12 protein-coding genes and 3 pseudogenes are annotated in these 25044 nt (G+C 65.0%); 6 read left to right on the top strand and 9 right to left on the bottom strand.

What is annotated here, in order from left to right:
- The first annotated feature begins 100 nt into the window (after window positions 1-100).
- Window positions 101-241, top strand: a complete 141-nt coding sequence (locus ABIE67_RS02645; protein WP_370252610.1) for a hypothetical protein — start codon at window positions 101-103, stop codon at window positions 239-241.
- Window positions 242-1343: 1102 nt separating this feature from the next.
- Here ABIE67_RS02645 and ABIE67_RS02640 read toward each other — a convergent pair.
- Complete coding sequence (locus tag ABIE67_RS02640) at window positions 1344-2234, bottom strand: PfkB family carbohydrate kinase (protein ID WP_370252608.1); 891 nt, start codon at window positions 2232-2234, stop codon at window positions 1344-1346.
- A 1222-nt stretch (window positions 2235-3456) separates the two neighbouring features.
- On the bottom strand, window positions 3457-4299 hold the full coding sequence (gene lepB, locus ABIE67_RS02635; RefSeq protein ID WP_370268092.1) for a signal peptidase I: 843 nt from the start codon (window positions 4297-4299) through the stop codon (window positions 3457-3459).
- 3025 nt (window positions 4300-7324) lie between these two features.
- On the opposite strand from lepB, the gene ABIE67_RS02630 reads away from it, so the two are divergent.
- A protein-coding gene (locus tag ABIE67_RS02630) for an IS5 family transposase (RefSeq protein WP_370268088.1) occupies window positions 7325-8184 on the top strand; the annotation gives its coding sequence in 2 pieces (ribosomal slippage) (window positions 7325-7691 and window positions 7691-8184; 861 coding nt in all).
- Between the two features lie 184 nt (window positions 8185-8368).
- On the opposite strand, the gene istB is transcribed toward ABIE67_RS02630, so the two are convergent.
- Complete coding sequence (gene istB, locus ABIE67_RS02625; RefSeq protein WP_370251676.1) at window positions 8369-9139, bottom strand: IS21-like element helper ATPase IstB; 771 nt, start codon at window positions 9137-9139, stop codon at window positions 8369-8371.
- The gene (gene istA / locus ABIE67_RS02620; protein WP_370251680.1) at window positions 9136-10557 is read right to left on the bottom strand and encodes an IS21 family transposase; all 1422 of its coding nucleotides are present in this window, start codon (window positions 10555-10557) and stop codon (window positions 9136-9138) included. The genes istB and istA overlap by 4 nt, the downstream gene beginning before the upstream one ends.
- A 447-nt stretch (window positions 10558-11004) precedes the next feature.
- Between istA and ABIE67_RS02615 the strand changes: the two genes are divergently transcribed.
- Entirely contained in the window at window positions 11005-12249 is a 1245-nt protein-coding gene (locus tag ABIE67_RS02615; protein WP_370252085.1) for an IS110 family transposase, read from the top strand.
- 79 nt (window positions 12250-12328) lie between these two features.
- Window positions 12329-13438, top strand: a pseudogene (locus tag ABIE67_RS02610) (IS701 family transposase).
- Window positions 13439-13615: 177 nt separating this feature from the next.
- On the opposite strand, the gene ABIE67_RS02605 reads toward ABIE67_RS02610, so the two are convergent.
- From ABIE67_RS02605 to ABIE67_RS02590, 4 genes are all read right to left on the bottom strand, one after another.
- Window positions 13616-15265 (bottom strand): hypothetical protein, encoded by a 1650-nt coding sequence (locus tag ABIE67_RS02605; RefSeq protein ID WP_370252605.1) that lies wholly within the window; start codon window positions 15263-15265, stop codon window positions 13616-13618.
- 1352 nt (window positions 15266-16617) lie between these two features.
- The gene (locus tag ABIE67_RS02600; protein WP_370252603.1) at window positions 16618-17028 is read right to left on the bottom strand and encodes a chaplin; all 411 of its coding nucleotides are present in this window, start codon (window positions 17026-17028) and stop codon (window positions 16618-16620) included.
- 767 nt (window positions 17029-17795) lie between these two features.
- Window positions 17796-18128: an Lsr2 family protein gene (locus ABIE67_RS02595; protein WP_370252601.1), complete on the bottom strand. Its 333-nt coding sequence runs from the start codon at window positions 18126-18128 to the stop codon at window positions 17796-17798.
- Window positions 18129-19591: 1463 nt separating this feature from the next.
- A complete protein-coding gene (locus ABIE67_RS02590) occupies window positions 19592-20932 on the bottom strand; it encodes an IS701 family transposase (RefSeq protein WP_370252599.1) in 1341 nt (446 codons plus the stop codon).
- A 1003-nt stretch (window positions 20933-21935) separates the two neighbouring features.
- Here ABIE67_RS02590 and ABIE67_RS02585 point away from each other — a divergent pair.
- On the top strand, window positions 21936-22697 hold the full coding sequence (locus ABIE67_RS02585) for a M23 family metallopeptidase (RefSeq protein WP_370268085.1): 762 nt from the start codon (window positions 21936-21938) through the stop codon (window positions 22695-22697).
- A gap of 148 nt (window positions 22698-22845) precedes the next feature.
- Window positions 22846-23651 (top strand): annotated as a pseudogene (locus ABIE67_RS02580) (transposase family protein).
- Window positions 23652-23671: 20 nt separating this feature from the next.
- Here the strand turns inward: ABIE67_RS02580 and ABIE67_RS02575 are convergent.
- Window positions 23672-24422, bottom strand: a pseudogene (locus tag ABIE67_RS02575) (transposase family protein).
- Between the last annotated feature and the right edge of the window lie 622 nt (window positions 24423-25044).

Below are 25044 nucleotides of genomic sequence, written 5' to 3'. Positions count from 1 at the left end.
TTCGACCCCGGGCGGGTCATCACCCCGCAGGGTGCTCGCCGTCGCTCCGGTGCGCTCGCGAAGGACACGCCGTCGGTGATGCAGCACCGCGCGCTGGAGCGTGCGCTCGCTGACGCCGATGGCCCGCGCCGCGTCGGCGATCGAGAGCGGCTGCTCCAGGTGGGAGCGAGCCCAGCGCTCGAAGGCCTCGAGCGTCGGGTCGCTCTGCGCGAGCGCCGAGGAGATCGTGTACGCCGACTGAGACGGGCGCTCGTCGCCGACCAGATAGCGAGCGACCAGCTCTGCGAGGGCCGGACTTCTCATAAGCGGGTTGAGCCCAGACGATTCGGAGTCTCCAGGCAGACCGACGGAGTTAAGCATGCGAAGAGACTCGTCCAGGGCTGCTAGGAAACCCTGGTACGCCTGAAGCCGCTGTTGCCGAGGCCAGTGGGCTTGATCGACGTCAGCTTGATCGCGAACTTGTTGCAAGGTGACCTGTGCACTGATCAAGATTCCCTTCTTTGCGGCCCGCGCACCCACGACTGTGTCAGCCAGTCCGAACACTGCAGCCACCAGAGCGAGAACAAGTTCCTTCAGGGCGAGACATCATCGCGGCGACGACTGCCAGGCGGAACGGGGCGCCTCAGGGACCTGGATCCATCTGAAGAGCTCGTGGAGAAGCAGCGCGCGGCCGAGCAGGCACACGACCGCGTGGAGGAGCTGCGGGGCATGTACGGCTCGCCGCCTCAGCCCATGGGACTGCGAGTCCCATGAGTCCTTCTGGCCACGTGCGGAGCACTCCGGAGGCACCAGTGTCGACATCTGCCCCCGGGAAGGGCTCCAGTCCACCTCCACGTTGTCGAGTGCGCATTCCTCCCAAGGGCGCCTCCCGCGAAGGCGCGCCCAAGCCCGTGCGGACGGCGCTGTGTGCCCCGTCGCAGCCGACGAGGAAACGTCACCGCAGCTCCTGCCCAGCACCGGACGTCGTGACAGCCCCATCCTCCTCCGGCGTGAAGTTGGCCAGCTCGGTGCCCGCTCGATCACGGTGCCGAAAGGCGAGACGTTCCCCGATAATCCGTTCCGTCTCGTAGCGGGGCAGCGCCGCGATCACGTACGGGACGTCGGGCGGCAACCGCAGCTGGAATGGCTTCGCCTACGGCAACCCGGTTGGAGCCTGTCGATGACGCGGCAGGTGACACCGTGCCGCCGCAGCTCCGCCGCCGCGGCCGGCTCGACCGGTCCCGCGCTCGTGACCAACACCTCGGTGTCCACCACGCGCGTCTCCCGTCAGCATCACCCACCCCTTCAGGGTTTCCCGCCTGGACGGGACAGTGCCTCGGAGCCTGGCGCTCGACCCATGCTGGTCAGCGCATCCAGGCCCGGGTGCCGAAGGATGCGCAGGACTGCGACGCCACGAGGGAGGCGGCGTACAAGGCTCGGGCGAATGCCGGTGAGGTCAGCTCCCGCCGGACGGCGAGGTGATGGGTGAGGGCTCCGTGCAGAATGTCCCCGGCGCCGAGTGTGTCCGCGACCGGCAGGTTGGGCACCTCGACGATTCCGCCGCCGTCGGGGCCCGCCCACTCGATGGGCCGCTCTCCCCGGGTGACGGCGGTCCAGGCGACCCCATGCTCTTGGAGGAAGCACAGGACGCCGGCCGGGGCGTCGGTGCCGGGCGGCTGGAAGTCGGCGGAACAGACGGCCACGTCGATCCACCTCAGCAGATCCTCTGTACCGGGCTTCCAACTGCCCGCGTCGAGGACGGTGCGGCGGCCGGCGGCGCGCGCGGCTTGGGCGATGCTCGTCGCCAATTCCATGTGGTGCCCGTCGAGTTGGACGATGTCGCAGGCAGCCACCAGTGCGTCGAGATCGTCAGGTGGGTCGAGCCGGTGCGCGGTGGCGTTGGTAGAGGCGACGGCGCGCTGACCGGTGGAGGCGGTGACCATGATGGAGGACACAGCGGGCGGATCGACCGCATGGGGCGCCAGATCCGACACGGTCACGCCCGCCCGGTCCAGGTCGGTCGTGACCGCGCGTGCCAGCGGATGGGAACCGATGGCCGTGACCAGCACGGGAGCGCCGCCCAGATGAGCGAAGGTCACAGCCGCGTTCGTCGCCGGACCGCCCGCGGCGACGGTCTGTTCGCGGGCGGTGAGTTTCTCGTCGGGAGCCGGGACGTGATCGACGAGCTGGATGACATCCAGGGTGCACAGCCCCACGAACAGCCCCGCGGGCGGTCTACCAGTACGTGGCTCCATCCATGAACCCCTTCTCGCCCAGCTGCTCAAGATCACCGCGTTTGGCCGCCTCCTCAACCGTGCCCCGAACCACCCTCGCACTCACCAAGCGCCTTGCATCCGTCACCATCGTGCCCGGCCGCGAGCAGAGTGAAGAGCTCGTCGTGGCTCAGCTGGTCGGTGTAGTCGGGCCCTTCGGTGGCGAAGTCGATCAGGGCGTGCAGCGATCGTGGCGCAGCACTACTGAAGCCATGGCAGATCTTTGACAAGCCAGGTGCAGCGCACATCGGATGTCCACCATCACCGCGTCCGTTCCCCTGGCGGAGGCATACCGTCCCGTGATCACTCGCACTCAAGCAGCGCGCAGGAGTGGTCGTTCGGCCGGTCGTGTGAGTCCTTACCGCGATGCTTCCGTTCGGGATTGGCCTCAGTCCTACGATGAGGGTATGAATTTAGCAATTGGTGAGTTCTGGGATGAATCTGCCGTACGGGTAAGCGTCGAGACCACTGGCCTCCGAGGAGGAGACGCAAAAACGGGAGCGTGGGCCGAGATTGAGATTGATGTCCTCGCCGGTGGCAGCTTCGATACGTTGGACGGAGGACATTCGCCGAAAGTCCTCGTCAAGGTGAGGGGCGACTCCGAGATCTCGACTTTGGCCGCAGCCCTGGAGTGGGCCGGGTGCCAACTTCGCGAACTCGCTGGGGCACGAGTAGTTCCGGTGTCCATTCCGCCCAGCCTGTAGATAGCAGGACGGGATGGAGCGACATCCCCTCGGCTGTCTCAGCTGCGTGCTAACCCGCTCAAAACAGAGACCGCTGGCTGTGCACCGTCTCTCACCGACGTGGAGAGCCATGGTCCTCAGTCCGAAGTAACCGCGTCTCAAGGGCCCTTGACGCCGAACGAGCCTGCCCGCATTGGAGTTCGGATCGCCCAAAGGAGTCGAGTCCAGCGAGCGATTGGTGTGGAGCGGATGGGTAATCGAGACGAATTTCGTGGCTGTTCGGCCGCCGAGACGAGCCAGCTCCTGATACGACGGCCAACCCGTCAACTGGCGGGCCCTTGCTCGGACCCGCCCCAGGCATCTGCTACCACAGGCGATAGGTCTGCCTCATGACGTAGCACACGGCATTCATGACCCGCACAGTGCCTGAGACGGGGCGATGGTGCTGAAGCCCGCCGCTCAGCCGATCCCATCGGTAGGGGAGGTGGTTGCCGTTGGCGCCCCTGCGCCGCGCACCCCATTCATCGGCGGTCGCACGGCCTCCCCGACACGGAACGGATGGCCAGGCGTCGGCGCCACAGCACCGGCGGCACCGCACCGGCCAGGGCGAGCCCCTGTGGTGCGACGGTCAGAGCGGCGGACCGGGCGCTCAGGTCCTGGTCGAAGGTGTCAGGCACCGGCAGGGTGTCCCAGCGGTTGATCGGCCAGGCGATCACGATGGCGCGGCCGACGACCTTGTCGACGGGGACCATGCCGTGGTTCTTGTCGGCCTGGTTGTAGCGCGAGTCGCGGGAGTTCTGCCGGTGGTCGCCCATGACCCAGATGGAGCCCTCGGGCACCTTCACCTTGAACCGGCCGCCCTGGTCGTCCTGGCTGCACGGCGTGTTGCCCGGGTAGACGTACGGCTCGTTCAGCGCCTTGCCGTTGACCTTCAGCGGGCCGGTGCCCTCGCACTCGACGGTGTCGCCGCCGACGCCGATCACGCGCTTGATGAGGTCCTTCTCCTCCGCGGACGGCATCAGGCCGATCCAGCTGAGGAAGGTCTGCAGGGCGTTGGGGTCGGGGGTGGGCTCGCCCGCGAGCCAGTTGTCGGGGTCGTTGAAGACGACGACCTCGCCGCGCTCGGGCTCGGAGCCGAACCAGGGGGTGAACTTGTCGACCAGGACGCGGTCACCCTGCTGGAGGGTGTTCTGCATCGAGTCGGAGGGGATCGAGAACGCCTGCACCAGGAACGTCTTGATCAGCAGGGCGAGGACGAGCGCGATGCCGATCAGGATGGGCAGCTCCTTCCAGAAGGAGCGTTGCTTCTTCCGGCTGGAGGACGTTCTGTGCGACCGATGCTGGTGGGTCGACGACCGCCCGATGGAGTTCGTGGGGTCGCTGGCTGCTCCAAAGTAGCGTCCGGAGGTCACGACATCGTCCGCGACCGGCTCGACTGCGCCGACGCACCGTCGGTACCGCTGGCCGTGCTCCAGAGACTGTGCATCAACCACCGTGCCCGTCGGGTCAAGGTCCTGGTCAGCCAACTCCTCTTCAGGTTCAGGACACTCAGAAACGGGCGGCATGTCCAGTTCTGTTGACTATTGCTAGGTAACGTGCTCATGAGGGATGCCCTTGTTCGCGTATATCAACGTCGGCGTGCACCGCGCTGCTTATAGGACACGTCTGAAGGGCGGAGCATTACGCCGCTCCTGTGGTCGCTTTCTGTGATTTGGACCACACCGTGTCGATGTGGCGTGGCCATCGGCGAAGTCGAAGCCATTCGCCAGGTGAGCTAGTCGCAGGTCTCCACAATGCAATCCGAAATAATCGACCAGTGGACTGCGTTGCTGCAACGGACCCGAACTCGGCATCCGCAGTGAATTCCTCACACAGGCGTGGCGACGGCTCTGTCGATCTCAAGCTTTGGGTACTCGGAGACCGTCTTGGACTCACGCTCACGCATTTCTAACAATCCATGTGCCCGGCGCCTTCACCTCTGCCCTGGTGCGAGTCTCATCGACGGCTGCACCTGACCGCTCCGGGTGATCTGCGTCATATTCACTGGTGGCGGTCGGGGACCGCCTCTCGTCTATGGCTGGACGTCGGGATGGTGTGCGGGAGGAACTTTTGTCATGGTGAGCAACATCTCACTCTAGTAACCCTTCGGAAGTGTCACTGCCGTGACATGCGCAATGCGGCTCCTGCTGGTTGTCGATGGGGCGGACGGGGTCCTCCGGATGTGACCGTCGCTGAACAAGTATGTTCTCATTTCGACGCCAGCTATTGCCTAGAGGTCTCGTCATGGGGAGGCGTAGTTGTGCAGACGGATGGGGAGGCGTAGTTGTGCAGACGGCCGTATGCAGGCAGTTCGTCATTTATTGAATTGCAGGCTTCAAAGGGGAGACGCGATGCGGGGTGCAGTTCGCGGCTGACCGTAGTGTTCAAAAGCGCTGGGGTCTTTCGCTGGTATGCGTCGAGGGTTCGCACGTCGATGAACGACAGGCCGTCTACGGTAGTTCGCGGTACGCCAGGGCCGATCTTTGTGTAGCCCAGAGAATCAGACTCCGCTGACCCAGCGGCCTACAAGTATAGACCTTGGTCCTCCTTCGGCACTCCGAGGGATTGATTTAAGAACAAGGAGAAGGAAAGTGGCAGGACGCCATAGGAAAGCGTGCACGGAGCTGACATCGATACGGGCACGAGCGCTTCGGGGAAGCATCGTTGCCGCCCCGCTATCCGCAGGTTTGTTAGCGAGTGCAACGAGTGCATCTGCTGATGTCAACCCATTTCCTTTCAGGTCGGTGACCCATGCCCCGCCCCTGAAGGGAACAGGACCTGGCACTGGGCGCCCGCCGGTAATTACGTGGGATTACATAGCCAGCCTTGATGCGCCTACCCGGGGCATCATCTTCCAGGGAATTCAGTCCTGGGATCAGGCACTTCGAAAGGCTAGCGGCAGGAATGCTTCCTGGTTCGCGAGAAGTGGGTCGGGCGTGAGTCCTGCACTAATTTTCAACATGGCAAGACTTGGGCCACACCCTAACGGGGGAATGAAGGCCGGCGAAGCGGGTGACAATTGCATTTATGTACGTGTCCAGTGTGGTAATGGTCAGCGGGTCACACTGAATTCTGATTGGTGGTACCGTTGGCGGCCTTCAAGCGAGCAGAAGCTGGGTGTGGTCACGCACGAAATCGGTCACACTCTCGGGCTCGGCCATTCCACAGGCGGCAACAACCGGCGCGTCCCGGGGAATTCCGATGAAATCATGAGGTGGGAGATTCCTTCCCGATCTGTTCCCACTGAGCCATCCGCCGATGAAGCGGCGACGGTGACGAGGCTCTATGGCCAGTCGCGCCAACAGGCCACCAACCAAGGCACCGGGGTCAATCCGCACCGGCCGCAGAAGGTCGATCCCCGAGTCCAGCAACCTCGGCCGCGGTCGGGGACGCAGCATGAGTGGCATGGTCAGCAGGGTGGCTGGCAGGGGAATTGGCGGATGGACAGTAACGGGCAGTGGCAGGGAGGTTGGACACCGACCCAGAAGGTACAGCGGCCCCAGCCCGAGCAAGGTGGGCAAAACGGCTTGCAACAGGCTGGCCCAAGAGTCCAGCAACCTCGGCCCCAGTCGGGGACGCAGCATGAGTGGCATGGTCAGCAGGGTGGCTGGCAGGGGAATTGGCGGATGGACAGCAACGGGCAGTGGCAGGGAGGTTGGACACCGACCCAGAGGGGAGACCGGTCCGCGGCTGCTCAGGACGGCCAAGGTGGACCTGTTCCTGCGGCTGCGGCGCCTGGTGCTGTAGTTGGTGGTTTGGGCGCAGCGGCGGTGCAGCCGGAGGCAAAGAACGCCGGCGCGTGGGGCCAGGAGGCCCCGCCACCCAGTTGGGGCGCCACAGCCCCCGGCAGCAGTGGTCCCGCCAGCGCAGGCACTGGTACTGATCGCGATGGCAGCCCGAGCGCCGGGATGGGCACGGGGTACCAGACCGCACAGGCTCAGGCGCTGCAGGCTCAACTTCCGCAAGGCCAGTTGGCTCAGCCTGTGCAGAGCGGCCGGTCCGGTGGCGACGGCATCTGGAACTGACGCCACCGAGTAGCTGTTCGGCGATGTCGTGCACCCGGGCTATCGGCAATTGAAGCCCGGGTGCTTGTTTTGTCCTGCAGGTCGACCGTGAGAGTCAGCCCATGTGTGAAGCGGCTACTCGGCACGGGTCGCGCCGATCGCGCGTGCGACCAGCCCGGCTTCGCACGACCTGGTGGAGTGCACGGCATCCTCGATCCTGGCCGATGCCCTCACTTGCTTGTGGCTCTCTTCGCCCTGCTTGGGACACCTCAAATGATCGCCCGTCAACCCTGCGGCACTAGGGTCCGTCTTCAAAGATCATCGGATGGTGGATCATGGTGGCGTGATACGCCGCCATGAACTCACCGATCAGGAGTGGGAGTTACTCGCTCCACTGATACCGCGGGCTGCGACGGGCCGGCCGCGCGTGGAGGACCGGCAGGTCGTCAATGGGATGGTCTACAAGATCCGGACCGGGATCTCCTGGCGTGACCTGCCGGAACGCTACGGTTCGTGGAAGACCGTGTACACCCGCTTCCGCCGTTACGCCCTGGACGGTGTGTTCACCCGCGCTCTGCAGGAGATCCAGGCCCACGCGGACGCGGCAGGCGACATCGACTGGCTGGTCCAGATCGATTCGACCATCGTCCGCGCCCACCAGCACGCCGCCGCCACCGGTCGAAAAGGGGGCAGTTCCGGCCGGACGAACCGGACGATCACGCCCTCGGCCGATCCCGAGGAGGGCTAACCACCAAAATCCACCTCGCCTGCGACGGAAAGGGCCGGCCCCTCGCGATCCTGGTGACGCCTGGCCAGCGCCACGACAGCATCTGCGCACGTCCTCTTCTGGAACGCATCCGCGTTCCCCGCACCGGTCTTGGCCGACCCCGCTGCCGGCCCGATCAGGTCATCGCGGATAAGGCCTACAGTTCCCGCGGCTTCCGCGCCTACCTGCGCAAACGCGGCATCGCGCACACCATCCCGGAAAAGAACGACCAGCGGCGACACCGGCACCATCGCGGTCGCCGCGGAGGGCGACCACCGGGGTTCGACCGGGAGGCCTACCGGCGCCGCAACATCGTCGAACGCTGCTTCAACCGGCTCAAAGGCTTCCGCGGCATCGCCACCAGATACGAAAAGACCGCCACCTCCTACGAAGCGGCGGTCACACTCGCGTCGTTCCTGCTCTGGGCAAGATCCCTTTGAAGACGGACCCTAGTACTGCAACGGTGCTTGTCGTGACTGCTGGCCAGGTTGGTCGTTGGTGTGGTTATGGGTGGGGACCTTGCTGATGTCAGGTTGTGGGCCGGTGAACTGACCGCTCTGCACGAGCGGTTGTCGGCGTACGAGCTGAAGTGCATAGCTGCGTACGTTTGAACGTGCAGAGGTGTCAGGCCACTTCGGTTTCCCGCTCGATGGCCTTGAGGCGGTTCTTGAGTCGGTAGCTCGGGCCGTTGATGGGGACGACTTCGCAGTGGTGGAGGAGCCGGTCGAGGATCGCGGTGGCGAGGACCTCGTCGCCGAAGACTTGGCCCCACTCGCTGAAAGTCTTGTTCGAGGTCAAGATGATGGAGCCCTTCTCGTAGCGCTTGGAGATCACCTGGAAGACCAGGTTTGCTTCCGCGCGTTCGAGGGGCTGGTAGCCGACTTCGTCGACCACGAGGACACTCGGCCGCAGGTAGGTGCCGAGTTTGTTGGTCAGCCGGCCGGCGGCTTCGGCGGTTTTGAGGTTGCGGACCATGTCGTCGAGGCTGGTGAAGTAGATCGAGTAGCCGGCCCGGCAGGCCGCGACGGCCAGGGCGATGGCGATGTGGGTCTTGCCGACTCCGGGCGGCCCGAGCAGGGCCGCGTTCGCCTTGGCTTCCACGAAGGAGAGGGTGGCGAGGTCCTTGATTTTGCGCGGGTCGAGGTCGGGCTGGAACGAAAAGTCGTACTCGTCCAGCGTCTTGTGGTGTGGAAGCCTCGACAGCCGCAGGCCCTGGCGGAAGCGCCGGTCGTCGCGGACGGCGAGTTCCTCGGACAGGACCAGGTCGAGGAACTCGAGGTAGCCCATCTTCGCTTCGTCGGCCCGCCGGATGTACTCGTTGATGGCTTCGGCCAGGTGGGGCAGGCCGAGCTTGCCGGCCGTGCTGCGGACGCGGGTGGAGACCAGCTCGCTCAAGACGTTTCCCTCGTGCTCGGGTGGGTGGTGAAGGGACGGGTGCCGGTCAGCTCGTCATAGACCGACAGCGGCCGACGGCCGACCTCGATCCGGGTGGCCGCGGCCCGGTGCAGCAGGGCCTGCAGCGGACCGGCTTCCTCGCCGGGGACACGCTCGTGACGAGGCTGGGGCGGGACGTCGCCGCTGGTGGTCCGGCGGCCCTGGCCGGTGGGCAGACCGTCCCAATGCTTCTCCTCCACGATGCGGACACCGCGGCCGACTGCCCGCGGGTGCATGGCCAACAGCGTTTCCCCGCTGGCATCAGGGGCGGTCGAGTGCAGCATGACCTGGGACTTTGTAGCCCTGATCTCCACCAGCTGGCGTGGGCGGACCTTGCGGGCGGGCACCGAGTAGAGGTTCCCGCCGAAGGCGACCAGACAGTCCTTGCCGACCGGCCGCAGATGCCGCTCGGCCACCAGATACGGCGTCGGAGGCAGCGGCTTGAGGGCCGCGTGGTCCCGGGCCGCCCGCTCACCGATGACCTCCCGGTGCGTCTTGTGGATCTGGGCCCGCCGCTGCGGCACCCACGCGGCGAACGCCGCGTCCATCTCCTCGACGGACGAGAAGGCCCGCCCGGACAGGACGTGGTCGCGCACGATCAGGACCTGCCGCTCGACCCGGCCCTTGCCCTGCGGCCGGTAGGCGGCCAGGACGTCGATGTCGAAGTCGTAGTGGCCGGCGAAGCCGACCGCTTCCGGGTGCAGCGGGACCGCCTCGCCGGGGGCGACGTGGCGGCGGACGACGGTCTTGGTGCGGTCGTAGACGATCGTCATCGGCACCCCGCCGAAGTGCGCGAACGCCCGCCGGTGGCAGTCGAAGAACGTCTGCAGATCCAGGCTGGTGGTGAAGCAGCAGAACGGGTCACGCGAGTACGACAGCACCATGTGGAAGGAGTAGACCTTGGGAATGCCCAGGTGAGCGAGGGTCTTGCCCTCATCACCCCAGTCCACCTGCGCCTGGGCGCCCGGGATCACCTCGAACCGGCGGTGCATCCCCGCCAGTTCCCTCGGCGTGATGCCCAGTTCCTCGGCGATCCTCGGGCGTGCTTCCTGAACGTAGAGCTTGACCCGCTGGTAGTTGCCGGTGAACCCGTACTCCTTGGCCAGCCGCTCGTGGATCACCGCGGCCTTCATCAGGACCTCGGCCCGAAGCATCGCGTCGATCAGCGGGGCGACCTCATCGACCACCCGCCTGCGTGGCTGCCCGCTCACCGTCCGACGCGGCGGCGACGCCGACCCGTCGGCAGACAAGTACTTGCTGACCGTCCGCCAGTTCAGCCCGGTTTCCTTGGCAACCTCCGACAGGCTCATGGCCCCGGACTCGACCAGGCCACGAAAACGCCGGAGTTCCAGCCAGCGCTGCGGGTCCAAGACCACCATCGACCCCTCTCTGCAACCTTGAACAACAGGCAGCAGAGTGCAGGGCACCGGCCCTCAACACATCAGGAACTATGCACGTTCATCCGTACGTGACTATGCACGTTCACGTGTACGCCGACAGCGGTTCGTGCACCGGTTCAGCAGGTCAGCGATCCAGCGCACCTTCGGTGCGCGCCGGGGGCGTGGTAAATGCCGTGGCGCGCGCCGGAGGTGCTTCTTGTGTGCCCTGCCGTGGATTGATGCCGGTCCGGGACACTGGAGGGGTTCGTTCCGGCCGAGACCGATGCCTCTGTGATGCCGGTGAGCTCGCAGGTCAGCGTGGTACTGGGGGCCTTCCACGGGCACCGTGGAGTGTTGCTGTGAGCACGAGCGTCAGAATTCCTGTTTCACCCTGGCCCTCCCGGAACGGCGTGCAATGCACTGGGCGCCGGGGAGGGAGTGGGATCCGTGGACGTGCTGCATGAACGCTGCGCGGGGCTGGACATCAGCAAGAAGGACGCGAAGGCGTGTGTCCGCACGCCGAGCACGAAGCGCCGGGGCTCGTTCACCAACGAGACCACGACGTGGGGATCGACGACGCACGCGGTCCTGGCCCTGCGCGATCACCTGCTCGCCGCGAACGTCACCCTCGTGGTCATCGAGGCGACGTCGGACTACTGGAAGCCCTACTACTACGTGCTGGCCGAAGGCTTGAACGTGATCCTGGTCAACGCCCGGCAGGTCAAGAACCTGCCCGGCCGCAAGACCGATGTCTCGGATGCGGCCTGGCTGGCCCAGCTCGGCGCCCACGGCCTGGTGCGCGCCTCGTTCGTGCCCGAGCAGCCGGTGCGCGAACTACGGGATCTGACCCGGGCCCGCACCCAGATGACCCGTGAGCGCGGCCAGCTCGTCCAGCGGCTGGAGAAGCTGCTGGAGGACACCGGCATCAAGCTCGCCGCGGTCGCCTCCGACATCATGGGCGTCTCCGGCCGGGCCATGCTCGAAGCCCTGATCGCCGGGGAGCGTGACCCGCAGCTCCTCGCGGAGATGGCCAAGCGCCGGCTCCGCAACAAGATCCCCGAGCTCACCGAGGCCCTGACCGGCCGCTTCCGTGACCACCACGCGTTCCTGGCCCGGCTGTATCTGGACCAGTACGACCAGCTCACCGATGCGATCGACCGGCTCACCGCGCGGATCGAGGAGGCGATGGCCCCCTTTCGCCCAGCCCTCGACCTGCTCGACACCATCCCCGGGATCAACCAGGCAGTCGCCGAGGTGATCATCGCGGAGACCGGCGGCGACATGAGCCGGTTCACCTCCGCCAAACATCTCGCCTCCTGGGCGGGTGTCTGCCCCGGCCACAACGAGTCCGCCGGCCGCACCAAAACCACCAAGGTCCGCCCCGGCAACCCCTACCTCAAGGGCGCCCTCGGCCTGGCAGCGTTCGGCGCGGTGAGAACCAAAAACACCTATCTGCAGGCCCGTTACAAGCGGCTGACCGCCCGCCGCGGTCCGCTGCGGGCCCTGGTCGCGGTCGAGCACTCGATCATCACCGCGATCTGGCACATGCTCACCGACCACGTCCCCTACCAGGAACTCGGCGGCACCTATTTCACCCAACGCGACCCCGAACGCGCCACCCGCCGAGCGATCACCTCACTCAACCAGCTCGGCTACACCGTCACCCTCAACCCGATCGAAGGCGCAGCCTGACCACCCATGACCAAGCGCCCGGCGGCCGCGACGACCACCGGGCACCCAGCCCTGCCCAGACCCACCCTGACCTGGACCTATTTACGCGTCAGAGCCGAGAGAGTCGGCGCTGGCCTATATGCGCGGGCTGGTCGCGCCGTTGGGGCGGAAGAACGGCTGGACGCTGGCCGAACAGGCCGGTCATTGAGGCCCGGACCGCATCCACCGGATGCTGAACCGGATCGAGTGGGACGCCGACGAGGTACTCGATGACGTGCGTGACTACGTCGTCGAGCACCTCGGTGACCGTGAGGCCGTCCTGATCGTGGACGACACGGGCTTGCTGAAGAAGGGCATGCGGTCGGCCGGGGTGCAGCGGCAGTACTCCGGCACCGCCGGGCGGACGGAGAACTGCCAGATTGGCGTCTTCCTCGCCTATGCGACCCCCCGTGGACGGACACTGATCGACCGACGGCTGTATCTGCCGACGTCCTGGATGGAGGACCGCGAGCGGTGCCGCCGGGCCGGCATCGGTGACGACGTCGTCTTCGAGACGAAGGTGGCCATGGCGAAGGCGATGGTCCGTCGCGCGATCGCGGACCGGATCCCGTTTCGGTGGGTGACTGCCGATGCCGCCTACGGCTTTTCCAAGGGCTGGCGCTTCGAACTGGAGCAGGCCGACATCTTCCACGTCATGGCCACCACCCGGCACGACACCGTCGGGAGCCGCTGGGCGATCGACCACCCCGTCCACGACCTGTTCAACGGCCTGCCCCGGCAGAAGTGGAAGCGCCGATCCTGCGGCACCGGGGCCCACGGTCTGCGGATCTACGACTGGGCGCGCGTCGAGGTGCGGCCCTGGCACCGGCCCGATCGCCGCCACTGGGTCATCGCCCGCCGCAGCGTCAGCCGGCCTGGGGAAGTCTCCTACTACATCGCCTACTGCCCCACCGAAACCACCCTCGACGACCTGATCCGCCTCGCGGGCAGCAGGTGGGCCATCGAGGAATGCTTCCAGAGCGCGAAACAGGAATGCGGCCTGGACGACTACCAGGTCCGCCGCTACACCGGCTGGCACCGCCACATGACCCTGGCCATGGCCGCCCACGCCTGCCTGACCATCCTGCGAGCCCGACAGCTGGACACCGACAAAGCACAAACGGATCCTCCCAGCTCATCCACCTCAGCCTTGCCGAGATCAGACGACTGATCACCCGCCTCACCGACCGCCGGCCCGTCCCTGTCGACCACATCCTGCACTGGTCACACTGGCGTCGACGACGCCAACACCAAGCCCGCATCAGCCACTACAAGCGACGCGGACACAGCCCATGAACCTGCCCAGCAGTCACGACAAGCACCGTTGCAGTACTAGTGCGGGCAGGCGTCATCCGACTGACCAGGCGTCCCCGCGGGAGCCGGCGACGGCTTGGTCGATACGGGGTGCCGCCCCGGGTCGGTCGACCACCTGGATTCGGTCGACCGTCGTTTGCCCGTGAGTGTCGATACGTTGCACGGTGGCGCCGAGGGCCTGTCTGTGAGCGTGGCCGATAGCGCCGGTGTACAAGCTGGCCGCAGCCTGCGGGAGGGCGACGCCCAGTTTGTGTGTGTTGTAGTTGCAGCTGGCAGTGCCGCCGTACATAACGGCCGTGATCAGCCCGCGTTCATTGATGGCCCATCCCGGGTTGGTGACGCCGCAGTCGTCATATGACGCCAGCGGGTCAGGGGCCAGTAGCTCACCATGCTCGGTGAAGTGGACACCGTCGTGGCTGGTGGCGTAATGGATTCGCCAATCTGACGGGCCATTGATGGGCCGATAGGCGGCGATGTATTGCCCGTTCACAAGGCGGATGTCAGCGTCGACGAAGGGCCCGACCGGAGCGACGTATGTGAAGTTCTTCGGAACGGCTTCGGTGGAGACGGCCAGGTGCTGCTGGTGAGGGCCGCCGTTGACAGTGCCGTCGAAGTACATCTCCCATCGGCCGACGCCATTGCCGTAGCTCGCGTTCCAGTTCAGTGACGGTCGAGCACAATTGGCCACGCTGGCTCCGGTGAATGACACTTCCCGGCTCCGGTCCGACAGCTGTGGCCAGTTCACACCGTCGGTGGAAGTCACGACCGAGCACTGGTCGGCCGTATCCATGGGCTTCGTGGTCATCGCCATGACCCAGCCGGAATCGCGCTTAACAACGGTTGGGTCGTTGACGTGCTGGTAGACGCCGTGCCCGATGACCTCCCTTGTCGCAGAGAAGCCGTTGGTCAGCGTGTCGTCACCGGTCGTTGCCATATAGATGGCGTCGAAGTCGGTCTGAGCCAGCCAACCTCCGAAGTACACGTTCCAGGTGCCGTTTGCTTTCACAGGACTGGGGGCGTACAGATTGTGGCCGCTGATGACGGGATTGCCCTTGTAGTGAATGAAAAAAGCGTCACGTGGGTCGGTTACTGACCGTCCAACGTTGTGTGCGGCGAACTCGTCACTGCCCTTGCCTACATACTTCGCAGCCGCCACACGCGAGCCACCGTCGGTGGGCGTCGCGTTGGCCTCGGGCGCGGGTTGTGGGGATTGGGGAGCGGACACCGGGTTGGGTTGTGGTGCTTGTTGGCCTGCCTCGGCGCCGGGCTTTGGGGCCTGCTGGGGTGGCTGCGGAGGTGTCTGCTGCAGCTGCCTCAGCTCCTTCCTTTCCGCTGGGGGAAGCTGCGCCAACATTTGCTTTTCCCTCGGTGAGAGATGTGCCCACCCTTGCCATTCCTGCGGTGGAGTCTTCTCCAGTCTCTCCTTCTCGTCCGGCGGCGCTTGTGCCAACGCGTGTGCAAGTGCTTGATTCCACTGCTCCATTTCCTGGATCGCCTGTGGAGATCCCTGCGCCAAGCCTTGCCGTATCTGCGGTTCCTCCCGTGCAGGCGCCGGTTGTTGCGCGTTGAGTTCCTCCGAGTGTGCACCGGTTGCGGCGGCCAACATCAGCCCCGTGGAAATGGGCGCCAGCAGTACGCCCATTCCTAATAATTCCTTACGTTTCTTCTTGTGGCGTGCCGTCACTGCGCCCTCCTCTGATGTCGGAACCGGAAGAACGTCACAGTGGTATGACGTCAACGTTCCTTGAAGCCGTGGAATGATCAGTTCACGCGGTCACTGCAGCCGCAGATGCGCATCGCCCCCTCGCTTCGATGCGCGACCAGATACAGAGGCGATGTTGCACCGCCGCCTTGCCAGGGGAGCACACACCACTCCTTTCCTCAAGCCCTATCGGAATGGAAGTGCCTCTTGAGGATATGTGTGCAGACCCAACTCTGTTCCCACTGGCGGCAGTTGACCTGGAATTGAAGGTGGGATCCGGTCGCTTAGCGGCTATGCAGTAATGTACCTTTTGCGCTCATCTAAGTAGATGAAGGACACAGCACTGCTCATGCGATGGATCTCATAGGGACGGGATGGACATGCCTGTTCGGCTGACGTGCTTGCGTTAAAGGATCACGACTTCCATCGGTTGTATCGCGTATTTAGCATCCGTTGGAAAGTGGAGACGGTGGCACGTGCTGCGGGGCCTTTATCACTTTGGTCACGGAGCCATCGGGCGCGGTCGTTGGTGGAGGATGCCATCGAGAATCACTGTCCGTTGCTGCCCCAGCGTGGACAGCGCCTGGGTCAGTGCATGCCGCCAGTACTTCAGAACAGGCCGGTGGCCGAGGACTGCCATGCCGAGCCTCGCGGCGTCGGAGGTTGGCAGGCGATGCCTAACACCGCTGTCAAGGCGGGCGGCCAGTTCGTTGCCTGGTTAATGTCACGCCTGATCCATGCCTCTCGCATGCACACGCCGTCCGCTCCCAACTTGCCCAGCGCCCTCATGATCCCTGGCGCACGCTCTCTTGCCGCGGGCCATAAGGAGCTGTGAGTTCGGCAGGCGGGTGCTCCTCGTGAGCGGTAAGTGGTGCTCAGCCGGGCAACATCGAGCGGCGCGTCGACGAGGCGCTCGATCACTGGGACCCATGACGATGATGCCGTGTGCCTCGCTCCTGCGGTTGGCACTGGCGCCGGACTCCTCATGCACAGGCGAAACCAACAGTTGCGTGATGTTCTCAACGTGGGAGTGGAGGGCGTCGGAAACGATGCGCTCGCACTCCTTGAACTCGCCGGTCGCGGCATCGAGTATGGCGTTGGACGAACACTCGGCTATCGCGACCGCTCTGGCCTGCGGGTAACTCATCCGGCTGCGTATCATCCAGAGCCGACGCTCGGAGTTTCGGAGCAACTTTCTGCTACCGCTGAAGGGACGCCATAGTCCGGAACGGCGTGAGCAGGTATCGCAGGAGCAGCCCGTCCGAGTGCCTGCTGTTGGTCCGGATGGACGTGTGAGCTTCCATCCGGACCAAATTGTCAGGTGCTTCCCTATGTCAGTCCGCCTGTGCCCATCCATTGTTGCGGAGGGGGAGTGAGGTCCGTACCGCTCTGCGGCGGCACGCAGCTGCCCCTGCGGCACCCAAAGCGGTGCCTGAGGCGGCCGCGGCACCCACGATTGGATCAATGAGGGGCACAGGGACGATTGTAGGGGTAACGGCTCTCGTGGAAGTGGACGGCTTCTTGGTACAGGAAATTCCACTCGTCGAGTTCAGGTACCCTAGTGCGGTCAGGGTGTTTCCGCAGATGTTGATCGGTGCATTGACTGGTAATTCAATCCTGTTTCCTGATGCGAGTCCGGGGTCATCGGCCGCTAGCGCTGGATGGCTGGCACCAACAGTTGCTCCAAATGTGATTAAGCCGCTTGTCGCGGCAATCACAAATTTTGACTCTCTGCTTCTTTTCATTAAATTATCCTTCTATGCGAAGCGAGTCCGTCTTGAGGCTTGTTTGTCCAAATACTTAGCGGACTGGCTTTCGGTAGGCAAGCGTAAGCCGTGCATACTTACCGCGGTTTGGCGGTGAGCCGCATCGCTCATTGATCCTTACGTCTGTTCATCATCACACTCGAATGCTCGGACTGACCTTCCTGGGCGGTCGCGCGCAGCATTCTTTTAGATTTCGACGAGACGACGAAGGCGTACGTGACGCATGCACAGACCCTTGCGCTGCGGATGGGTGTGCCTCTCCGACGGCGCTATACCTGCTGGCAGGGCCTACATCGCATGTACACCCTCCGCGCCAGAGTGCTCCACGGCCCAGCAATCGCCACTGTGGCTGAGAGTCATTGACCGATGGCGGCTGCGCGATCGGGCGGCAGTGTGCGGTATGGGTCGCGGCGGCATGAGAGGGGAATCGATCGACGCCGGCGTCAGAGGCAAGGAGGCCACCTCGGCGCCCCTGCGCCACGACGCCGAACCATGACGGTGGCGGGAGCCACGACGGTGGCGGGAACCGCTGCGTCGCAACCGGACTTCGGCATTTCGGCTGGCTTCTCAAACAGGTTGGCGAAGGTTCGCGCTTGAATGGTGGCGGGACCATGCGGTGGGGCGAAATCGACGGGGTTGTTACCCCTTGGAAGTGCGCCTCGGGCCTAGCCGGGAACAGCGAACAGGCACACGGCGCTCAGTGTGCCGTGTGCCTGGCTGCCTACGGTGGTCCGGGCAGAGTGAATTCAGTGCGCCGCTTCGAAGGCTTCCCGGATCTCCCTGGGTACACGGCCCCGAACGTTTACCTCGTGGCCGTTCGCCCGTGCCCACGCTCGGACCTCTTCGGCGCTGGGACCGGACACAGTTTCCTTGCGTGCGCGGCCTGCGTACTTGGCCCGCCCGATCTTGCGGCCCCTTTCGATGAACGGGCGCAGCGCTGCGTCCAGTTTGTCATAGTTCTCCGGTGTGAGGTCAATCTCGTACTCAACGCCATTGAGTGAGAACCGGTGCGTCGACACCTCGTCGGATTCCGTGCCCGTGAGGTCGTCCGTGTAGACAGTCACAACTTTCTGAGCCATGCGCGGATCGTACCGCAATTCGCCGGGTGGCCATCCCTGGCTTGCCTTGTCTGAGATCCTGCGTGGCAGCAGTGAAGGTATCCCGGGTGCATCAGGGTCGAGGATCCAGGAGTTGAGGCATCGAGTTCCCGAATTGGGTGAAATCTCACCCAATCGGTTACCGGTCCAAGAGGCGTCCAAGATCCTCAAGGCTGAGCGGGCAGTAGGTGACCTCACGTCACTGTCCGGAGGCGGCGGCCCTTCAATCCTAAATGCACCTCCTGCCAATGGAACACTTGGGCGTCGCACGTGAACTCGAAACGAGTGTCAAATTTTCTCTGGGAATTAAAGCAAATACTTCCACTTGCTATCCAGTCGATGTTGCTCGTTTTAGTGGAGGTGTCCGTTGATCGCCTTCACCGGAGCACCCGCTCGCCATACGTGGAGCCCTGAGCAAAAGGTGAGCGCACGGACCTCCAGCGCACCATTCCTGACCGCTGGGCACGGTCACTTTCCTTCTTGCAACTTCTTGTCTCAGGTCCAGGGAATTCATTGGGTGCAGGAGTATTCTGATGTGTTCTTCCGGCTGAGTCGGGGATAAAAATAGCGCGTCTAGTGGCGCACATCGTGCGCCAGAGGGCCTCATCAGACAATGCTCAGCTCTACGCAGCTTCCACAGCAGACGCCGCCCGTGCGCGTCGTCATCGCGGTTCGGCCTGCAGCGCGTCCTCCACCGACGGTGCTGGCCGAAACGGTAGGCAACGGCTGTAATCCTGTCCGGCAGGGACGGCAGTCGGATGACGTCGTGACGGTCGCCGCTGATCGGGAACGCCGACCATCGCCGTCATAATGCGGATGCTTTTTACTCTTACACATAGGCACCAGGGGTATCCGGCTCTCTGGGCTAATGCGTTGGAGCCCGTCGCTTCCTCCTCGCGAGCGGCGGGCCCCACGCGTGCGTGACCGAGTCGGATAGAGGCTGACGGGAGTCGGCTAACACCGAGACCTGCTATCGCCTTTAGCCGTCGTCTGGATTGATCTGTTCACCAGCCAAGTACACGCTTCGCGTGGCATCTCAGGCAGCGACGACACCAGCTCCCTTGAGCGCTGGGCGCCCCTTGATTGGTGAGCGCTGGCGGAGAGTAGGCGAGACCGTCAGGATGTTGAGCCTGTGTTTGTGGACGGCGCCTACGTCGCGTGCTGTCGGGTAGAGGACAGTTGCGTTGACTACTCTGGAAAGGCCAGGCGGCAGGGCTTGCCTCGGTACTGCCGGACCGTTGGCGGCCAGCACCGCAGACCGTGCCCCACACGTCATCGCGGGTTGAAGTGTCTACCTGTGATTCTGCTCCCGACAAGGGATTCTCGCTGTCACCTGCTGCGGGCACCGATCGCGCTGTGCTCAGGTGGGACTGTCGGTGGCCGGAGAGCGCAGGTGGGACAGTCACGGCAGCTGTAGTTCTTGATCGGTTGGTCATTGTTGCTGGTCAGGTGGTTGCTGCGGCGGTGATGTTGTTCCAGCGGCGGTGGGCTTCGGTGGCTTGCTGTTGATGGTGGCGGCGCCATGCGGACCAGTGCAGGAGGTGCTCCAGGTCGCGGCGGGGAGGGCGCAGGGCGGTGGCGCGTAGGAGTCGCAGCAGCTCGCGGGTGCTTGAGGGGGCGAGTGGGCCGCTGGGTGTCTGGGCGGCGGCGCGGGCTTGGGTGACGGCCAGGATGGCTGCGGCGAGCATGCTGATCAGGCTCCAGCGCATCCAGGAGTTCCAGCAGGTGGTCTGGCCCTCGTCCAGGCCGCAGTCGGATTTTCCGGCCTGGAAGTCCTCTTCGATTTTCCATCTGCAGCACACCACATCGACCAGGGTGGCCATGGTGACCGCGGTTGCGGAGTGGCAGCGGTAGAAGGAGAGTTCGCGGGTGTAGCGGTGGTGGCGCACCAGCAGGTAGGAGTGGCCCGGCCCGGCGCTTTCGGGGGTGTCGTCGGCGAGGACGCCGATCATGGCCCAGTCGTAGTGACGGTCGCCCTTGGTCCCGTGGCCGGTACGCATGCGCATCCAGGTGCGGCGGGGTAAGCGGGCGGCGAGTTCGGTGGCGGTGAAGCGGCCGGCTGGGGTGGTGACGCGGTGGTCGGCGCGGACCGCGAGGGCGTAGTCGAGGCCGAGTGCCCGTGCATGCCGTCGCAGCTCGCGACCGCCGTACACCTCGTCGCCGGCCAGCCAGCGGGCCGGTATCCCCAGGGCACGTACACGCTGCAGCATGGCGGCCGCGAGCTGTGGCTTGGTGGCGAACAGGGTCTCGTCGGGGACGTGGGTGAGCAGGCGGCGTTCCTCGTCGGCGGCCCACCCGGCGCCCAGGTAGAGGGCGCGGTCGATCAGCGTGTGCCCGCTTACCGAGGCGTAGGTGAGGTGGACGGAGACCTGGCACAGACCGATACCGCCGAGCGCCCCGGAGTACTGGTGGGCCGCTCCCACGCAGTCGGTCGAGGACTTCTCATCACCGGTCTCGTCCACGATCAACACCGCCTGGTCGTCCGCGAGTTCACCGGCCGCCCAGGTCATGAGCCGGTCGCGGGCCAGATCGTGGTCCCACACACCACGGGAGAGGAAGTGCTGCAGCCGGTGCGGGCCCGAGTGCCCCAGCGCCTCGCCGAGCGTCCAGCAGTTGCGCGTATCGAGCTCCATCAGCATGCCCTCGGTCATCTCCCGCGCCAGCAGGCGCGGTTCCCGGCGCGGGAAGCAGTCAGCGACCTCGGCCATCACCGCCCCGAACGCGGCCGTCCACTCCTGCCCGGCTATCGTGGCCTCCACGGCCACCTGTTCCTTGATCGTCGTCACAAACGCTCATGATCACGGTGGCCGTCCCCCTACCCTCGGCCGCCCCCGCACCCCCGTTGACCAGCACGAACACGCCAACGATCAAGAACTACAGCTGCCGTGACAGTACGGCGCTGTGATTGGCACGGCCGTCCGGTCGGGAGCGGATGGGGCGTGGTGGCGCATCACCAGCCGGTGAGGTGGGCCGCATGCTGCCCACTTCCGTCCCGCCGGCGGCCCGCTCGCGATGCGTCGGTGCTCTGGCAGCCGACCGTGCGGCGGTTGTCCGGGGGATTCGAGTCAGCTGCGGAGAATGTACACGCCGTTGAATCCCGGGCCTTTCGCTGGAGGATGGCAGCGTCGATTCGGTAGCCGTACATCAGGAGGAAGAGCGCCTGCGCCTGCGGATCGGACCCGCCATGCCGGGCCGGGAGTTCGCACGCCAGGTGTGGTTCGACGACTCCAACCGCTTCGGGGCCTCGTGCACTTCATTCAGGAGGACACGCACCGAAGACGGAGTGTGTGCCCACTCGCCGACCACTCAAGCTGCTCAAGAAGGTGACACATTCAGACCATGCCACGGTTGGAAGAGTTGTCGCGATCTTTAGTAGCCCCTGCATTCGGCGTCGTGCTCTCCTGAGAGGCCATGGAACAGTCGAGTGGCCATAGACGCACCTTGGTGGCTCGGACCGTAGAACACGATGAGGTGGCAATGTATAGAGAGCAGGGATCTTGGTATTCCGGAGGAGTTCACCAGTCAGATAGTTCGGCCCGTTGGCGATCTTATCCTGGAGATGCACAGACCACTCCTGCCCTCCCAGCGGCTCGAAAGTCTCGGCATCCCTGGTATTCGAACTACTCCGGTCACGTTGGCGGAATCGCTCCGCCGTCGCCCATAGGCAAGCCCCATGGAGACCTGCAAGCTTCATTGCACTTCCCCGACCAAGCTGTACTACGTCCAAGTTTAAGTCCATCTACACTTCCTGCGTTGGACGCGGTCGACTCGTCATCTGCGCATTCCAGCGTGAGTCGGCCCGTGGGAAAGCACCGTCGTCCCAATCGGATCGAGCGCACGTCCACCCGTGCGGCGGGTGTCGCCGCTCTCACTGCCACAGGCGTATTAGGATCCCTGGCCGCCGTGGCGCTGGCGGCCCAGTCTGGTGTGGACCAGGCCGGCTTCGTTCCCACTGTCATCAACGGCGGCTCCATGGCCAACCGCGTCGAGGCCCAGGCCACAACCCAGGAGCAGGCGGCCGAGGAGGCCGCGGCAAGGAAGAAGACGGTCGAGGATGTGGCGCGCGCGAGCGCTGTCGAGAAGGGCGAGCAGGTGCGCGAGGCCGAGCAGCACGCTGCCCGCGAGGCCGAGCGCATGCGCCTGCTGTCCTATGGCGCCCCCATCTCCGGCTCGTACATCTCCACCGGCTACCAGGCCAGCGGCTCCCTGTGGTCCTCCGGCAGCCACACCGGTGTCGACTTCCACGCCGCGAGCGGCACCTCCGTGCACGCCGTCGGCGCCGGCACCGTGGTGGAGGCCGGCTGGGGCGGGTCGTACGGCAATCAGATAGTGATCAAGATGAACGACGACACGTACACCCAGTACGGCCACCTGTCGTCCATCGGCGTCTCGGTGGGCCAGGCCGTCACCCCCGGTCAGCGGATCGGCCTGTCCGGCGCGACCGGCAACGTCACCGGACCGCATCTGCACTTCGAGGCCCGCACCTCGCCGGAGTACGGTTCCGACATCGACCCCGTCGCCTACCTGCGCTCGCACGGCGTCAACGTCTGACACTCAGGTGCACGCTCGGATCTGCCTGCCTACGCCCAGCTGATGTTCCACTGTCCGTCAGACAGTGAGCCTCTTTCATCCCGTGCCGTGAGAGTGAAATGAGCTGGTCAGCGGTAGTGGTGACGTGGCAGAGTCCCTCGTCGTTGGCGTGGTGATCTCACTCATCACACCGGCGGCCGAGGGGCTCTGTTGGTTCCGTATCCTTCCATGCCCGTCGTCCCGTATGAGCTGGTCGAGTATGTCTCCTGGCTCATCTACGCCCGAAGGCGTGAACTGAACTCGCCCTGGCGGAAGCTGGGTTGCTTCAAGCAGGCTCTGCTGGCCCTGGCCCACCTACGCAAGAACGAGACGCTCGCCCAGGTCGCGGCCGGGTTCGGGGTGTCGGAGGCGACGGCGTGGCGATACGTGGACGAGACCGTCGAGGTCCTGGCCGCTTGGGCACCGGGCCTACACGAGGCCCTCGTCGGCCTGGGCGAAGGTGACTTCGTCATCATCGACGGGCGCTGATTCCCATCGACCGCATCCGGGCGGATGAGCCGTACTACTCGCAAAAGCACAAGAAGCACGGCATGAACGTCCAGGTCATCACCACGCCGGACGGAACCCCGCTGTGGTTCTCCCGGGCAACGCCTGGACGGACCCACGACCTGACCGCGGCCCGTGCCCACGGCATCATCCAAGCCTGCCTGACCCGGCAGATTCTCATCCTGGGCCGACCGCGCCTACCAGGGCGCCGGCGCCACCGTCCGCACCCCGTACTACGGACACCGCGAACTACCCGAGCGCCACCAGCAGTACAACCGCGACCACGCCCGCCTGCGCGCATCTGGTGAACGCGCCTTCGCCCAGCTCAAGTCCTGGCGCCTACTCCGAAGGGCACGCTGCTCAACCAACCGTCTCAGCCGCATAGTCCGCGCCGTACACGCCCTCCTGATCTGCGCAAACACGGGATGAAAGAGGCTCAGTGAGCCTTTTCAGTACTGACGCTCCAGGGTGAGGACGGCGGCACATACTGACGTCACTCGATTCGGGCTGCACCGGGCTTTGCGGACGATGCGCCAGGACTTCAGGCGGGCCACGCCCCGCTCCACCGGTGCCCGTGCAGCGGAGAGCCCGCGGTTGACCGTGCACTGGGTGAGCGACAAGTCGCCACCCGGCGGGCGCCTGACCGGTGTGGTCACCCATGGCCCGGCACCCAGGTAATCGCGGTCGGCGAGCACGGGGACGCCCCGGCGCTCAGAGGTCCGGATGATCCGGTGGGTGCGGGCCGCGGTCAAGTCGTGGGCACGGCCGGGCAGCGCCGGGCGACAGCCACAGCAGCCGCGCCGCCGGATCGTTCACCACCTGCACGTTCACCCCGTGCCGACGGCGCTTGTGAGAGTAGTCGGCCCGGCCGTCGCCGACCCGGTCGCATTCCGCGAGGCTGCCATCGAGCAGGACGTAGTCGGGGTCGGCCTCGCGCAGAACGCGCAGCAGGCCGGGTGCGCGGTCGGCGAGCAGGCCGATGACGGCTGTCGTGCAGGCGTGGGCGGTGCCCACGGAGATGCCGAAACCGGCCGCGATCTGCATGAGGGTGTCGTGCCGACGCAGGTACACCAGCCCGACCAGGGCACGCTGGTGCGGCGGGAGCTTGCAGCGGCGGTCACCCTCGCGGGTGACGATGAGCATGGTGACCCACTCGACGAGCGCCTGAGGCAGATCGAATGCGGCAGGACAGGGAACCAACGAGGCTCCTGTGCCGACGGGTTGAGACTTCGAACACCTCCCTCAACAGCACGGGAGCCTCGTACCTTGTGGGCCCCAACCCCGCCCCCCGATCAGTGGCCAAGCTGAAAAACCTCAATGGCATGAAGGCTTGTTGACCGGTCTTTTCAGGAGAGCGCAACATCCTCGGCTTTCACGCAATTGTTGCAGTGGAACTGATGCAGCCACCAGGTCCTGGCCGGACGCTTGAACACTTGGTAGGCATATGTCGAGTGATTCCTGAAGTAAGATGACTGACTCCAACTCGGCGGTGCTGAGATTCATCGCCGGATATGCGCCCTTCTTATGCCCCCTCCCATAGGAAGTCAGGACGCCCGTCCACGACGAAGGACCGCGGAGCCGCATCAGCCTCAGCTGTATGCAGGGCACCATCCCCGCACCCCAAGGACGGTCTCCTGAACTACATTCAGTTCATCCCTGAAGGATACTTCCCGCACTGGCGGGGATGGGCCCCACAACCTTGCGGGCCACCCACGCCCGTCGGCCACTTTCCCACGTCAACGGGGAGCGCCGCCTTCGCTTCGCCAAGACAACCACGAAATTGACGATCCGGGCAGAATCCCAGAGTGACAGTGGGTTAGCC

This window comes from Streptomyces sp. V4I8 (assembly GCF_041261225.1).
Lineage (GTDB): Bacteria > Actinomycetota > Actinomycetes > Streptomycetales > Streptomycetaceae > Streptomyces.
Note: the sequence above shows the minus strand (reverse complement) of the source record. Positions and strands in the feature narration are given on the sequence as shown.